General features: G+C 69.4%; 13 protein-coding genes and 2 tRNA genes. 9 read left to right on the top strand and 6 right to left on the bottom strand.

The genetic code is table 11. The features are described from left to right. Positions 1-15 precede the first annotated feature (15 nt). Both EDF19_RS01455 and EDF19_RS01450 read left to right on the top strand, forming a co-directional pair. Complete coding sequence (locus EDF19_RS01455) at positions 16-1191, top strand: AI-2E family transporter (RefSeq protein WP_123679177.1); 1176 nt, start codon at positions 16-18, stop codon at positions 1189-1191. Next, a complete protein-coding gene (locus EDF19_RS01450; RefSeq protein WP_123679176.1) occupies positions 1191-2840 on the top strand; it encodes a SulP family inorganic anion transporter in 1650 nt (549 codons plus the stop codon). The genes EDF19_RS01455 and EDF19_RS01450 overlap by 1 nt, the downstream gene beginning before the upstream one ends. Positions 2841-2889: 49 nt before the next feature. Here EDF19_RS01450 and EDF19_RS01445 read toward each other — a convergent pair. Then, positions 2890-2963, bottom strand: a tRNA-Gly gene (locus EDF19_RS01445). A 54-nt stretch (positions 2964-3017) separates the two neighbouring features. Here EDF19_RS01445 and EDF19_RS01440 point away from each other — a divergent pair. The 5 genes from EDF19_RS01440 (at position 3018) to EDF19_RS01420 (ending at position 6307) form a co-directional block, all read left to right on the top strand. After that, positions 3018-3329: a hypothetical protein gene (locus EDF19_RS01440; protein WP_123679175.1), complete on the top strand. Its 312-nt coding sequence runs from the start codon at positions 3018-3020 to the stop codon at positions 3327-3329. Between the two features lie 56 nt (positions 3330-3385). Continuing rightward, a tRNA-Pro gene (locus EDF19_RS01435) sits at positions 3386-3462 on the top strand. Between the two features lie 52 nt (positions 3463-3514). Beyond that, on the top strand, positions 3515-4822 hold the full coding sequence (gene tig, locus EDF19_RS01430; protein ID WP_185022622.1) for a trigger factor: 1308 nt from the start codon (positions 3515-3517) through the stop codon (positions 4820-4822). 169 nt (positions 4823-4991) lie between these two features. Further along, positions 4992-5621 (top strand): ATP-dependent Clp protease proteolytic subunit, encoded by a 630-nt coding sequence (locus EDF19_RS01425; RefSeq protein WP_123313459.1) that lies wholly within the window; start codon positions 4992-4994, stop codon positions 5619-5621. Positions 5622-5647: 26 nt separating this feature from the next. Continuing rightward, positions 5648-6307, top strand: a complete 660-nt coding sequence (locus EDF19_RS01420) for an ATP-dependent Clp protease proteolytic subunit (RefSeq protein ID WP_027464696.1) — start codon at positions 5648-5650, stop codon at positions 6305-6307. Positions 6308-6369: 62 nt separating this feature from the next. On the opposite strand, the gene EDF19_RS01415 is transcribed toward EDF19_RS01420, so the two are convergent. Together EDF19_RS01415 and EDF19_RS01410 are read right to left on the bottom strand one after the other, a co-directional pair. Continuing rightward, positions 6370-6975, bottom strand: coding sequence for a copper resistance CopC family protein (locus tag EDF19_RS01415; RefSeq protein WP_260216835.1), 606 nt, complete (start codon positions 6973-6975; stop codon positions 6370-6372). A 50-nt stretch (positions 6976-7025) separates the two neighbouring features. Next, on the bottom strand, positions 7026-7751 hold the full coding sequence (locus EDF19_RS01410; protein ID WP_123679173.1) for a YcnI family protein: 726 nt from the start codon (positions 7749-7751) through the stop codon (positions 7026-7028). A gap of 222 nt (positions 7752-7973) precedes the next feature. Here EDF19_RS01410 and clpX point away from each other — a divergent pair, with 222 nt between their 5' ends. After that, positions 7974-9254, top strand: coding sequence for an ATP-dependent Clp protease ATP-binding subunit ClpX (clpX, locus tag EDF19_RS01405; protein WP_123679172.1), 1281 nt, complete (start codon positions 7974-7976; stop codon positions 9252-9254). 104 nt (positions 9255-9358) lie between these two features. Here the strand turns inward: clpX and EDF19_RS01400 are convergent, their stop codons facing one another. Together EDF19_RS01400 and EDF19_RS01395 are read right to left on the bottom strand one after the other, a co-directional pair. After that, positions 9359-11386, bottom strand: coding sequence for a M3 family metallopeptidase (locus EDF19_RS01400; RefSeq protein ID WP_123679171.1), 2028 nt, complete (start codon positions 11384-11386; stop codon positions 9359-9361). Between the two features lie 64 nt (positions 11387-11450). Beyond that, positions 11451-12041, bottom strand: a complete 591-nt coding sequence (locus EDF19_RS01395) for a TetR/AcrR family transcriptional regulator (RefSeq protein WP_123679170.1) — start codon at positions 12039-12041, stop codon at positions 11451-11453. A gap of 123 nt (positions 12042-12164) precedes the next feature. Here EDF19_RS01395 and EDF19_RS01390 point away from each other — a divergent pair, with 123 nt between their 5' ends. Then, positions 12165-13001: an alpha/beta fold hydrolase gene (locus EDF19_RS01390; RefSeq protein WP_123679169.1), complete on the top strand. Its 837-nt coding sequence runs from the start codon at positions 12165-12167 to the stop codon at positions 12999-13001. A gap of 92 nt (positions 13002-13093) precedes the next feature. Here EDF19_RS01390 and EDF19_RS01385 read toward each other — a convergent pair whose 3' ends face one another. After that, positions 13094-13345 (bottom strand): hypothetical protein, encoded by a 252-nt coding sequence (locus EDF19_RS01385; RefSeq protein WP_185022621.1) that lies wholly within the window; start codon positions 13343-13345, stop codon positions 13094-13096. Positions 13346-13374: the final 29 nt, after the last annotated feature.

Raw genomic sequence — 13374 nt, 5'->3', positions numbered from 1 at the left:
CACGAGGAGACCACCGTGTTGTGGAGAAGACGCCATCACGACACCGCGCCGGTGTCGCCGGCCGCGGACGCGGCCCCGCGCTCGCAGGACGACCGCGCCGGTCTCGGCCGCGGTCTGCGCACCGTGATCGGCCTCGCCTGCGCGGTCGTCATCGCGTTCGGTTGTGCGCGGTTCGCCCCGATCATCGGCCCGACCGTCCTCGCGCTCGTCGTCACCATCTGCGTGCAACCGGCTCGGGTCTTCCTCGAACGGCTCGGGTTCGCCCGGAGCCTCGCGTCAGCGGTCGTGATCGTCATCGTGCTCGTGGTCACCGTGGCGTTCACCGCCGCGCTCGTGATCTCCCTCGCGCAGTTCGCCACGCTGTTCCCGCAGTACTCCGACCAGTTCGCCGATCTGGAGCAATCGGTCGCCAACGGCCTGGAGTCCCTCGGCGTGGGACCGGAGCAGGTCGCAGCGGTCTTCGCCACCTTCGACCCGGGGAAGATCGTCGGTGTGGTGTCCGGTCTCATCGGGAGCGTCTTCGGGTTCGGCTTCTCCACCTTCCTCGTGCTGTCACTCATCGTGTTCATGACCCTCGACGCCGGCTGGGGACACCTCATCGCGGGTCGGCTCCGACCGGCGCGTCCCGGCCTGGTGGAGGCCCTGGTCGCCTACACGGTGAGCGTGCGCCGGTACATGCTCGTCACGGCGCTGCTCGGTGCAGCGGTGGCGGCGCTCGACGCGCTGGCGCTGGTGCTCCTCGGGATCCCGGGTGCGCTGCTCTGGGGTCTGCTCGCCTTCATCACCGGGTTCATCCCGAACATCGGCTACTGGATCGGCCTCATCCCCCCGGCGTTCCTCGCACTGCTCGCGTTCGGGTGGCCGACGGCCCTCGCGGTGATCGTCGTCTACGCGGTGATCAACGGTGTGATCCAGTCGGGCCTGCAGCCGCACATCACCGGCTCCGCGGTGTCGTTGAACCAGACGATCTCATTCCTGTCCGTGGTCGTGTGGTCGGCGCTCCTCGGGCCGCTCGGCGCGATCCTCGCCCTCCCGCTCACGCTCCTCGTCCGCGCGCTCCTCGTCGACGCAAACCCGGACGCACGCTGGATGCGCCCAGCGCTCGGTGACCTCTCCGGGTTCACACCGGCGAAGCGACGGCAGCGGGACCGCACGAGCACGGCCGCACCGACGAACACCGGGAGCGTCTGATGCGCATCCTCCCCGGGCTGCAACGCGGGAACCTGCGGACGGAGGCGCTCGCGGGCGTCACCCTCGCAGCCATCGCGATCCCGCTGAACATCGGGTACGCCCAGATCGCCGGACTCCCGCCGACCGCCGGTCTCTACGCGTTGATCGTGCCCGCCGTGCTGTACGCGCTCCTTGCCTCGAGCCGGCAGCTCGTCGCATCGCCGGACGCCGCGGCTGCCGCGTTGGTCGGGTCCTCGTTGACCGGGTTGGTCGCAGCGGACAGCGACACGTACCTGCAGCTCGCGTTCGCGCAGGCACTCATCGGTGCCGTGATGTTCGCACTCTGCGCCGTCCTCAAGCTCGGGTTCCTCGCGAACTTCCTGTCGGCGCCGATCCTCGTCGGGTTCGTCGGCGGCCTCGCGCTCGACATCCTCGTCAGCCAGGTCGCCAAGATGCTCGGCGTCCACATCGACAGCGGCGGCGAGTTCGTGGAGAAGGCCGGACAGCTGCTCGCCGGGCTCGGCGGGACCAACCTGTGGTCCGTCGTCATCGCCGCGCTGTCCGTGGCCGTCCTGGTGCTCGGGCGCCGCGTGCGCGGGGTGCCGTGGGCGCTCGTCGTCCTCGTCGCCTCAACGGTCGCACTGGTCGTCTTCCGCCTCGACGACGCCGGGGTGTCGGTCCTCGGCGACGTGCCGGCCGGGCCGCCGTCATTCACGTGGCCGCAGATCAGCTGGACGCAGTGGTTGCAGGTCGTCCCGAGCGCGTTCGCGCTGACGCTCGTCACCATCGCCGAGGGACTGCTGGTGGCCCGCCGGTACGCCGAACGGCACGGGTACCGCGACGAACCCGACCGCGACCTGTTCGCCTTCGCCGCGGCCAACCTCGGCGCGGGTGTGACGGGCGGGTTCACGGTCGGGTCGTCCGCGTCCCGCACGGCCGCGATGGACCAGGCTGGTTCGCGGACGCAGCTGCCGGCGCTCGTCGCGGCGGTCCTCACCTTCCTGGTCGTGTGCTTCGGGACGGCGCTGCTGCGGGACATCCCGTCGCCGGCGATCGGCGCCATCGTCGCCGTCGCCGTCGTACCGCTGCTCGGCTTCGCCGACTTCGCGCGGCTCTGGCGCCTCCGGCGCTTCGAGTTCGCCGTCGCGGCCGTGTGCTTCCTCGGGGCACTCTTCCTCGGTCCGGTCATCGGCGTGGTCATCGCGTTCGTGCTGTCCCTCGTCGACGTCGTCCGCCGCGCGTCCCACCCGCCGGTGGACGTCCTGACGCCCGGCGGCGAGCCGCTGGACGCGTTCCGTGCGGCGGACGACGGCACGGTGACCTCGGTGCCCGGCGTGGTGGTGCTGCGGTTCGCGGGCCCGCTCTTCTTCGGCAACGCCCAACGGTTCGGTTCGGCGGTGCGCTCCGCGGTGACGGCGGGTCTCGCGGTCGATGCCCGGCACCTCGTCCTCGACTGCGAGGCGATCACCGACGTCGACACCACGGCGGCCGACGTCGCGGACGAGACGTTCGCGTGGTGCGCGGAGCAGGGCGTCACCGTCTCGTTCAGCCGTCTGCGGGCCGGTGTCCGCGAGCAGTTCGCGCACTTCGACCTGCTCGGCGACGCCCGGCAGTTCTCGACGAACGCGGCGGCGGCGACCGCCCTGCGCGCGGACGGGCCGGCATCCTGACCGGGCTCCGCGTGGCGCAGCGCCCGTGGGGTGGAGAGGGGACCCCTGGTGGAGGGGATGACGGGAATCGAACCCGCGTGGCCAGTTTGGAAGACTGGGGCTCTACCATTGAGCTACATCCCCGCGCCTGCGCACCAGGCGCAGCCAGATCATCGTAGCGGACGAACGGGCACCGACATGCCAGGGCGCGTCATCCCCAAGCCGGACGCCACGGCCGAGCGCACGATCCGCTGGTCCCGGGTGGCCTCGTACGTGCTGGTGGTCCTCGCCGCGGTGGTCTTCTCGATGCGCCCGGAGCTGTTCGGTGACCCGCAGTCGCAGCCCGCGCACGCACTCCTGCACGTCTGGCGGATCGTCGTCGGGGTCGTCCTGGCGGTCGCTGCGCTGGGGGTCCAGGTGGCCGTCGGCGTGCACTGGCGGAACGGCTTGCGACGCGCCGCCGAGATCGACGGACAAGCTCCCGGGAACCCAGCACCTCCGGACCGCTAGACTCATCGGCGTCGCATGCGCCTGTCGGCGTGCGCGGAATCCCTGGCACACACAAACGGGGCGTAGCTCAGCTTGGTAGAGCGCCCGCTTTGGGAGCGGGAGGTCGCAGGTTCAACTCCTGTCGCCCCGACCAGGTCTTCGAGAACCACCGACCACACGAACGTCAACCAACAGGAGAACATCCCTTGGCCACCAGCACCGTCGACAAGGTGAGCGACACCCGCGTCAAGCTCACCGTGAACGTGACGCCGGAAGATCTCAAGCCGAGCATCGACCACGCGTACAAGCACATCGCCGAGCAGATCAACATCCCCGGCTTCCGCAAGGGCAAGGTCCCGCCGGCGATCGTCGACCAGCGCGTCGGCCGCGGCGAGGTCCTGAACCACGCCGTCGGTGACGCCATCGACAACTTCTACCGCCAGGCGGTCGAAGAGCAGGAGCTGCGCATCCTCGGCCGTGCCGAGGCCGACGTCGCCGAGCTGCCGAACCTCGCCGACTTCGCGGGCGACCTCGTCCTCACCTTCGAGGTCGACGTGCGTCCCGAGTTCGACCTCCCGAAGTACGAGGACTACGAGCTCACCGTCGACGCCGTCGAGGTGTCGGACGACGAGATCGAAGAGGAGCTGCAGAACCTGCGCACCCGCTTCGGCACGCTCGTGACGGTCGACCGTCCGGCGAAGACGGGCGACTTCGCGCAGATCGACCTCACCGCCAGCATCGGCGACGACGAGGTCGACTCGGCCACCGGCGTCTCCTACGAGATCGGCTCCGGCGACCTGCTCGAGGGCATCGACGAGGCGCTCGAGTCCCTCACCGCCGGTGAGTCGACGAACTTCGAGTCGAAGCTCGTCGGTGGCGACCGCGAGGGCGAGACCGCTCAGATCGCCGTCACCGTCACCGCCGTCAAGGAGCGCGAGCTCCCCGAGGCCGACGACGAGTTCGCGCAGATCGCCAGCCAGTTCGACACGATCGACGAGCTCAAGGCGGACCTGAAGGAGCAGATCGCGAAGTCCAAGACCTTCGGTCAGGGCGCCGCGGCTCGCGACAAGCTCGTCGAGAAGCTCATCGAGGACGTCAACATCCCGATCTCGGAGCAGCTCATCGAGGACGAGGTGCACCGTCACCTCGAGCAGGAGAACCGCCTCGAGGACGAGGAGCACCGCAAGGAGGTCTCCGAGTCCAGCGAGAAGGCCTTCCGCTCGCAGATCCTCCTCGACTCCATCGCCGAGAAGGAGGAGATCCAGGTCTCCCAGGAGGAACTGACCCAGTACCTCATCCAGGCTGCGGCGCAGTACGGCATGGAGCCGGCCGAGTTCATCAAGGTCATCGACCAGAACGGCCAGATCCCGGGCATGGTCGGCGAGGTCGCCCGCTCGAAGGCGGTCGCGACCGTCCTCGCGAAGGTGACCGTCAAGGACACCAACGGCGACGCAGTCGACCTCTCCGCCTTCACGGCGGGTGTCGCGCAGGCGCCTGCGGAGGACGCCGAGTAACGATCTCGACGCCACCGGCAAGACAGACGGGAGGCACGGTGCCAGCTGGCACCGTGCCTCCCGTCTCGTGTTTTCCGCACCACCGCATTGCTGTCGGCGAACAGGCGAGAACTGGTGCGTTGCACCCGATAAGTTCGACAACAAGCGACAACTGAACGGGAGCTTTTCCATGGCCGAAGCAACACTGAACCCCAGTGTTTTTGACCGCCTTCTGAGAGACCGGATCGTGTGGCTCGGCTCCGAGGTCCGCGACGACAACTCGAACGAGATCGCAGCCAAGCTGCTGCTGCTCGCCGCCGAGGACCCTGAGAAGGACATCTACCTCTACATCAACTCACCCGGTGGCTCGATCACCGCGGGCATGGCGATCTACGACACGATGCAGTTCGTGCCGAACGACATCGTCACCGTGGGCATCGGCCTCGCCGCGTCGATGGGACAGTTCCTGCTGTCCTCCGGCACGCCGGGCAAGCGCTACATCACGCCGAACGCCCGTGTGCTGCTGCACCAGCCGTCCGGTGGCTTCGGCGGTACCGCTGCCGACATCCAGACGCAGGCCAAGGTCATCCTCGACATGAAGCAGCGGATGGCGGAGCTCACGGCCGAGCAGACCGGCAAGTCCATCGAGCAGATCCTCAAGGACAACGACCGTGACAACTGGTTCACGGCGCAGGAAGCGCTCGAGTACGGCTTCGTCGACCACCTCCGCGCGTCGAGCGCCGAGGTCATCGGTGGCGGCGGCACCGTCGCCGACGGCGAGACGCCCACCAGCGCGGCCGACCCCGACGCCCAGTCCTGATCCCCACCGAAGAAAAGGAAACGAGAATGCATCTCCCAATGCTCGGTGGCGCGCAGAACGTCCCGGCTCCGTCCAATCGGTACATCCTGCCGAGCTTCGAGGAGCGCACGGCCTACGGCTACAAGCGCCAGGACCCGTACGCGAAGCTCTTCGAGGACCGCATCGTGTTCCTCGGTGTCCAGGTCGACGACGCGTCGGCTGACGACGTCATGGCCCAGCTGCTCGTGCTCGAGTCGATGGACCCCGACCGCGACATCGTCATGTACATCAACTCGCCCGGTGGTTCGTTCACCGCGATGACGGCGATCTACGACACGATGCAGTACATCCGTCCGCAGATCCAGACGGTCTGCCTCGGCCAGGCTGCCTCGGCTGCGTCGGTGCTCCTCGCCGGCGGTACCCCGGGCAAGCGCCTCGCGCTGCCGAACGCCCGTGTGCTCATCCACCAGCCCGCGACCCAGCAGGGTGGCGGTCAGGCGTCGGACATCGAGATCCAGGCGGCGGAGATCCTCCGCATGCGCACCTGGCTCGAGGAGACGCTGTCGAAGCACTCCAACAAGACGCCGGAGGAGATCAACCACGACATCGAGCGCGACAAGATCATGTCCGCGCAGGAAGCCGTGGAGTACGGCCTGATCGACCAGGTCCTCACCAGCCGCAAGAACCTGCCGGCGCTCGTCAAGTAGCACCAGCAGGAACGACGAAGGCCCCGCACCGATCGGTGCGGGGCCTTCGTCGTGCAGCGGTGTCAATCGTCGGTGTCGTCCGTCTCGGGCGCGGGGCGGCGCCGCAGGAGCAGCAGGACCGTGACGACCAGCGCGACGAGGACGAGTCCGCCGGCGCCGATCCAGAGCGCGTCCGACGCGGCGGAGTCGGCGCTGCCCGAGGCCGTGCCTGAGGTGGCCGCCTCGGTCGACGAGTCGCCCGCGGTGGCGCAGGTCGGCGGCGTCGACGAACCCGTCGCGGCGGAGAAGCCGGAGGGGGCCTTCCACGTGAAGGTGTACTCGTCGGAGACGGTGTGACCGTCGGCCGAGACGATCTGCCACTCGACCGTGTACTTCCCCGAGCCGCCGAGTGCGGCTGGGGTGGTCATCGAGGGGCCGTCGATGTCGACGCAGCCGTCCTCGTAGTACTTGCCGTCCGGGCCGACGACCCGGAAGGCGAACCCCGAGCCGGAGCCACCGATGTCGAGCAGCTTGTCGTTCGTGGTGATGTCGAACGACTTCGGCAACTCGGTGAGGGTGCCACCGACCTCCGGGGTCGACGCGATCAGGTAGTTGTGCGCGCTGGCCGGGCTGGCGAGCCCGAGGACGGCACCGCCCGCGATCGCGACGGCCGCGGCGGACCCGGCCACGAGCCTCCAGGCAGAGGACCGCAGCCGGGACCGACGCGAGCCGCGCTGCGTCACTTGACGGAGCCCCGACGACGCGTGTTCGCGACGGCGACGACCAGGGCGACGGCGCCGAGCACCAGGCCGCCGAGGCCGAGGAAGCGGCCGACCAGGTCGGGGTCGGCGGGGGCGGTCGCAGCGGCGGCCTCGGTCGTGGGGGTGGCGGCGATGGGGTCACCGTCGTCGTCCGTGGCCTCGGCCGCGGTCAGGGTGATCGAGGGCGCCGGGTGCTCGGGCTCGGCCTCACCGGCGACCTGCTCCTGGTTCCACTCGACGGAGCCCTTCTCGCAGGTCTGCAGGGCGGGGAACTCGACCAGGTCGCCGGCCTTGCCGTCCGGCAGCGAGAAGGAGAGGGCGAAGGTGTCGCGCTCGTCCGCGGGGAGCGGGGTCTTCGCGGTGTAGGTGATGCTCGTGACGCGCTCGGCGGCGGCCTCGGCCTCGTCGTCGGACGCGGATGCCGACGGGTCGGTGTAGGGCTCGGTGGCCTTGCGGATCGTCCAGTTCGGGTTCACCGTCGGGGTGACCTCGATCACGGACTCCGGCACCTGGAACTCGATCTTCGTCGTGGGGGAGCCGTCGCAGCCGTGCGGGACCGAGAACGTCGCCGTCGTGTACGAGTTCGCCGCGGTGGACGTCGCGGTCGCGGACACGTGTGCGCTGGCCGACGCGGCGGAGCCGAGGACGATCGCGGCGGTGATGCCGAGGGTGACGGCGCCGCCGGCGACGAGTCGGTTGTGCATGGAGTTCCTTCCGGATGTTTCTACAACTTGTAGAGGAGACCGGATCACCGTAGCAGGATCGAACGCCCTGGGCGAACGCGCCGGCGAAATCCCGAGGGGCATCGCGGTCGGTGTCACCGGTTGCGGTTAGGCTCGTGTGCACGACGAGGTGCCCACCACCACGGTGCACCAACGGTCGTCGCGACGGCGCGACCGACACGTCCGACCACGGGAGGCACTGGAATGGCACGCATCGGAGAGAGCGGTGACCTCCTGAAGTGCTCCTTCTGCGGCAAGAGCCAGAAGCAGGTGCAGCAGCTGATCGCCGGTCCCGGCGTGTACATCTGCGACGAGTGCGTCGAGCTGTGCAACGAGATCATCGAAGAGCGTCTGGCCGAGGCGGGCGAGGACACCACGAGCGGTGACTTCGAGCTCCCGAAGCCGCGCGAGATCTTCGACTTCCTGCAGGAGTACGTCATCGGGCAGGACCCGGCGAAGCGCGCCCTCGCGGTCGCCGTCTACAACCACTACAAGCGCATCCGCGCCCAGGGGCAGATCACCGCGGCCGAGGACCGCGACGACATCGAGATCGCGAAGTCGAACATCCTGCTCATCGGCCCGACGGGCTGCGGCAAGACGTACCTCGCGCAGACCCTGGCGAAGCGCCTCAACGTGCCGTTCGCCGTTGCCGACGCCACCGCGCTGACCGAGGCCGGCTACGTGGGTGAGGACGTCGAGAACATCCTCCTCAAGCTCATCCAGGCCGCCGACTACGACGTGAAGCGCGCCGAGACCGGCATCATCTACATCGACGAGGTCGACAAGATCGCCCGCAAGGCCGAGAACCCGTCGATCACGCGTGACGTCTCGGGCGAAGGCGTCCAGCAGGCGCTCCTCAAGATCCTCGAGGGCACCGTCGCCTCGGTCCCGCCGCAGGGCGGTCGGAAGCACCCGCACCAGGAGTTCATCCAGATCGACACGACGAACGTGCTGTTCATCGTCGCCGGTGCGTTCGCCGGGCTCGAGGACATCGTGTCGTCCCGCGTCGGCAAGCGGGGGATCGGCTTCGGCGCCCCGCTCCACAGCGCGAACGACCACCAGGACCTGTACTCCGAGGTGCTGCCGGAAGACCTGCACAAGTTCGGCTTGATCCCCGAGTTCATCGGTCGTCTGCCCGTCGTCACCACGGTGTCGCAGCTCGACCAGGCGGCGCTCATGCAGATCCTGACCGAACCGAAGAACGCCCTGGTCAAGCAGTACCAGCGGATGTTCCAGATCGACGGCGTCGAGCTCGAGTTCGACCAGGGCGCGCTCGAGGCCATCGCGGACCTCGCGGTGCTGCGCCAGACCGGTGCCCGTGGGCTCCGCGCCATCCTCGAAGAGGTCCTCGGGCCGGTGATGTTCGACGTGCCGTCCGACGACGACGTCGCCCGCGTGGTGATCACTCGCGAGTCCGTGCTCGAGAACGCTGCGCCGACGATCGTTCCGCGGCCCCGGGCGAAGCGCGTCGAGAAGTCGGCGTAGCGCTCCGTCCGAGCGGCGCGGGGCGATTCGCACCACCAAACGGACAGAACACCTCGGGATCCCGAGGTGTTCTGTCCGTTTCCGGGTGTTCCGCCGGTCGGCTCCTACTCCAGCCCGCGGCGACGCAGCAGCGGCCCGACCTCGGCGTCACGGCCGCGGAAGTCGCGGTACGCCTCGAGCGGGTCCTTCGCGCCGCCGACCCCGAGCAGCCGCTCGGCGAACCGGCGCCCGGCGTCGCGGGAGAGCCCACCGTTGTCGCGGAACCACTCGACGGTGTCGGCGTCGAGCACCTCGGACCAGATGTAGCCGTAGTACCCGGCGTCGTACCCGCCCGAGAACGTGTGCGCGAAGTACGTCGACGAGTACCGCGGCGGCACGGCCTCGACGGCGATCCCGGCGGCGGCGAGGGCGTCTCGCTCGAAGTCCTCGACGGAGGTGACCGCAGCGGCGTCCGCTGCCGAGAGTCGGTGCCACGCCTGGTCGAGCAGCGCCGCGGCCAGGTACTCGGTGGTCCCGAAGCCCTCGTTGAACCCGGCGGAGTCGCTGAGCCCGAGGACGAGCTCGGGCGGCAGGGGAGCGCCGGTCTCGTGGTGCTTGGCGTAGTTCGCGAGCACCGACGGCCACGACACCCACATCTCGTTCACCTGGCTCGGGAACTCGACGAAGTCCCGCTCGACGTTCGTGCCGGAGAACCGCGGGTAGTTGGTACGGGCGATGAGGCCGTGCAGTGCGTGGCCGAACTCGTGGAAGAGCGTCTCGACCTCGTCCTGGATGAGCAGGGTGGGGGAGCCCGCCGCCGGCTTCGCCGCGTTGAGGTTGTTCACGACGACCGGCAGCGTGCCGAGGAGCTCGGACTGCTCGACGACGGGGTTCATCCACGCGCCGCCGCGCTTGCCGTCGCGCGTGTAGAGGTCGAGCAGGTAGAGCCCGACGGGTTCGCCGTCCTCGCCGGTGACCTCGAAGACGCGGACCTCGTCGTTGTAGCCGTGCAGGTCCGGGCGCTCGGTGAAGGTCAGGCCGTACAGGGCGCCGGCGGCGTGGAAGACACCGTCGCGCAGCACCCGGTCGGCCTCGAAGTACGGCCGGAGGGCGGAGCTGTCGGCGGCGAACTGCTCACCGCGCAGGATCTCGGTGGCGTACGCCCAGTCCCACGACTCGATGTCGTACCCGACGGTACGGGACCGGACGGCGCGCTCGTCGTCGGCGTTCCGTGCGGCGGCGCCCACGAGCGAGGACAGCAGGCCGTCGACGGCCTCCGGGGTCTTCGCGGTCTCGTCGGCGGTCACGACGGCGGCGTGGTTCGGGAACCTGAGGAGTTCGGCGCGCTCGGCGCGGAGCCGCACGATGCGGAGCAGGACGTCGCGGTTGTCGTGCTCGTTGCCGCGTCGGCCGCGGGCGAGGGACGCGCGCATGATCCGTTCGCGCAGGTCGCGGTTCGCCAGCGACGCCAACCACGGGTGCCCGGTGTAGAGCGGCAGCGTGATGAGCCAGCCCTCGAGCCCTCGGTCGGCTGCGGCGCCGGCTGCTGCCGACTTCGCGCCGTCGTCGAGTCCCTGGAGCTCGTCCTCCGAGGTCACGTGCACGGCGGAGTCGTTCGTGTCCTCGAGCAGGTTGCGCTCGAAGGTGGTGGTGAGCGTCGAGAGTTCCTGGTTGATCGCGGTCAGCCGCTCCTTGCCGGCGTCGTCGAGCCCGGCTCCGGCGAGGGTCATCTCGGTGTGGGTGCGCTCGACCAGGCGACGGTCTTCGTCGCTGAGGTCGGCCCGCTCGTCGAGCGAGGCGAGCACCGCATCGACGCGGGCGTAGAGCCGGGAGTCCAGCGTGATCGCGTCGCGGTGTGCGGCGAGGAGCGGCGAGACCTCGGCCTCGAGGTCGTGGAGCTCGGGCGTGGAGTCGGCGGACGACAGCGTGAAGAACACGTGGCTGACGCGTGCGAGCAGCTGCCCCGTGCGCTCCAGTGCGACGAGGGTGTTCTCGAACGTCGGTGCGTCCGGATCGGTGGCGATGGCCTCGACCTCGGCGCGCTGCTCGGCCATGCCGGCGTCGAAGGCCGGGCGGTAGTGGTCGAGTCGCACGTCGCCGAAGGGCGGCAGGGCGTAGGGGAGGGTGCTCGGGACGTCGAACGGGGTTGCCATGGCAACCACCCTACGGACGTCGCGCCGCGACGGGGCGGACGGGAGGCCCGTGGGAACGACCAGGTCAGCGGGACGGCCCCGTGGCTGCGTCGATCAGCGTCGACGCGGCACGGCGGGCGTGCGCCGCGGGCTCCGTGGTGCCGGCGATGGCGGCGGTGGTCTGCGCGCCCTCGGCGAGCAGCGCGAGCTGTGCGGCGAGTTCCTCGGCGCGTGCCGGGTCGGCGACGACGTCGGCGGTGAGCTGCTGCACGAACTGCTGGAAGGAGTCCTTGTGCTGGCGGGCGATCTCGGCGACCGCGGGGGAGGTCGCGCCGAGCTCCCCGAAGGCGTTGATGAACCCGCAGCCGCGGAAGGTGTCGTCCCCGAACCAGGACTCGAGGAAGTCGTACATCGCGAGCAGCTTGTCGCGGGGCGTCGTGGCGGTCTCGACAGCGCCGTGCACGCCCCGTTCCCAGAGGTCGTGGCGGCCGGACAGGACCGCGGCGATGAGTTGCTCCTTGCCGGGGAACGCGGCGTAGAGCTTCTTCAGCGAGACGCCGGCGCCGGTGCGGATCTCGTCCATGCCGACCGACTGGATGCCGCGCGCGTAGAACAGCTGGTCGGCGACGTCCACGATGTGGGCGCGGACGTCCGGTTCGACGGTGCTGGTTGCCATGTGCGTACCCCGTTCACTGCGTGTCCACCATTCTCGACTTGCGCCGGGAACGATCGTTCTCTAGTGTAGCGGACATCGACGGAGAACGACCGTTCTCCGCGAGTTGTCATGGGAGGATCCATCATGGGTGCCATCACCGTCGGGACCGAGAACAGCGTCGACATCGAACTCCACTACGAAGACAAGGGAACCGGTCAGCCGATCGTGCTGATCCACGGCTTCCCCCTCGACGGCAACTCGTGGGAGGGCCAGACGCCCGAGCTGCTCGCCGCGGGCTACCGCGTCATCACGTACGACCGCCGTGGGTTCGGCCAGTCCTCGCAGCCGTCGACCGGCTACGACTACGACACCTTCGCCGACGACCTGCACGCGGTCCTCGAGGCCCTCGACCTGCACGACGTGATCCTGGTCGGCTTCTCGATGGGCACCGGCGAGATCGCCCGCTACATCGGTCGCCACGGACAGGACCGGATCGCGAAGGTCGCGTTCCTGGCCTCGCTCGAGCCGTTCCTCGCGATCACCGACGACAACCCGGACGGTGCCGCACCGATGTCGTTCTTCGAGGGCATCGCTGCCGACGTCGAGAAGGACCGCTACGCGTACTTCACGAACTTCTACCAGGACTTCTTCAACCTGTCGGAGAACCTCGGCTCCCGCATCTCGGAGGAGGCCGTCCGCAACGCCTGGAACATCGCTGCCGGTTCCGGTTCGATCGCGTCCGCTGCGGCGCCGCTGACCTGGCCGACCGACTTCCGCCAGGACATCCCGAAGGTCACCGTCCCGGCGCTCATCGTGCACGGCACGGCGGACAACATCCTGCCGATCGACGCCACCGGTCGTCGCTTCACCCAGGCGCTGCCCGCGGCGAAGTACGTCGAGATCGAGGGCGCCCCGCACGGCCTGCTCACCACGCACACCGCCGAGGTGAACGAGGTCCTGCTGACCTGGCTCGCCGAGTAGGCGCTCGCATCGTGAGCAGAAATGGTCGGGTTCCGCACGGGACCCGACCATTTCTGCTCACCAAGCGAGCGCAGCGGGCGAGCGCGCCCGCGTCAGTCCTCTTCCGCGGCGTCGTCCGGGTCCGTCACCTGGGCGTGCCCGAGCGCGTCGAGGTGGATCGAGGTGCCGTCGTCGAGCTCGACGATCGGCTTGCCCTCGAGGAACGTCAGGGTCCAGCCCCACGTTGCCGTGTCGACGGACTCCGTCGCGAGCTCGTCCTCGACCTCCCGCACGGCGACGACCATCGCCTCGGGCAGCCGCGCAGGCGGTTCCCCACCCACGTTCCAGCGTGTGCCCAACTGCATCCGTGCCTCCAGTCCGGTGGTTGACGGGC

Source organism: Curtobacterium sp. PhB115, assembly GCF_003752025.1.
Classification (GTDB): Bacteria; Actinomycetota; Actinomycetes; order Actinomycetales; family Microbacteriaceae; genus Curtobacterium.
This window is presented reverse-complemented; position numbering and strand designations above follow the sequence as displayed.

What these genes read in the sequence shown, in the direction of transcription:
- EDF19_RS01425 (WP_123313459.1), top strand. Translation starts at nt 4,992, where the DNA reads ATGGCCGAAGCAACACTGAACCCCAGTGTTTTTGACCGCCTTCTGAGA.
- EDF19_RS01450 (WP_123679176.1), top strand. Translation starts at nt 1,191, where the DNA reads ATGCGCATCCTCCCCGGGCTGCAACGCGGGAACCTGCGGACGGAGGCG.
- EDF19_RS01410 (WP_123679173.1), bottom strand. Translation starts at nt 7,751, where the DNA reads ATGCACAACCGACTCGTCGCCGGCGGCGCCGTCACCCTCGGCATCACC.
- EDF19_RS01395 (WP_123679170.1), bottom strand. Translation starts at nt 12,041, where the DNA reads ATGGCAACCAGCACCGTCGAACCGGACGTCCGCGCCCACATCGTGGAC.
- EDF19_RS01440 (WP_123679175.1), top strand. Translation starts at nt 3,018, where the DNA reads ATGCCAGGGCGCGTCATCCCCAAGCCGGACGCCACGGCCGAGCGCACG.
- clpX (WP_123679172.1), top strand. Translation starts at nt 7,974, where the DNA reads ATGGCACGCATCGGAGAGAGCGGTGACCTCCTGAAGTGCTCCTTCTGC.
- EDF19_RS01420 (WP_027464696.1), top strand. Translation starts at nt 5,648, where the DNA reads ATGCATCTCCCAATGCTCGGTGGCGCGCAGAACGTCCCGGCTCCGTCC.
- EDF19_RS01385 (WP_185022621.1), bottom strand. Translation starts at nt 13,345, where the DNA reads ATGCAGTTGGGCACACGCTGGAACGTGGGTGGGGAACCGCCTGCGCGG.
- EDF19_RS01390 (WP_123679169.1), top strand. Translation starts at nt 12,165, where the DNA reads ATGGGTGCCATCACCGTCGGGACCGAGAACAGCGTCGACATCGAACTC.
- EDF19_RS01400 (WP_123679171.1), bottom strand. Translation starts at nt 11,386, where the DNA reads ATGGCAACCCCGTTCGACGTCCCGAGCACCCTCCCCTACGCCCTGCCG.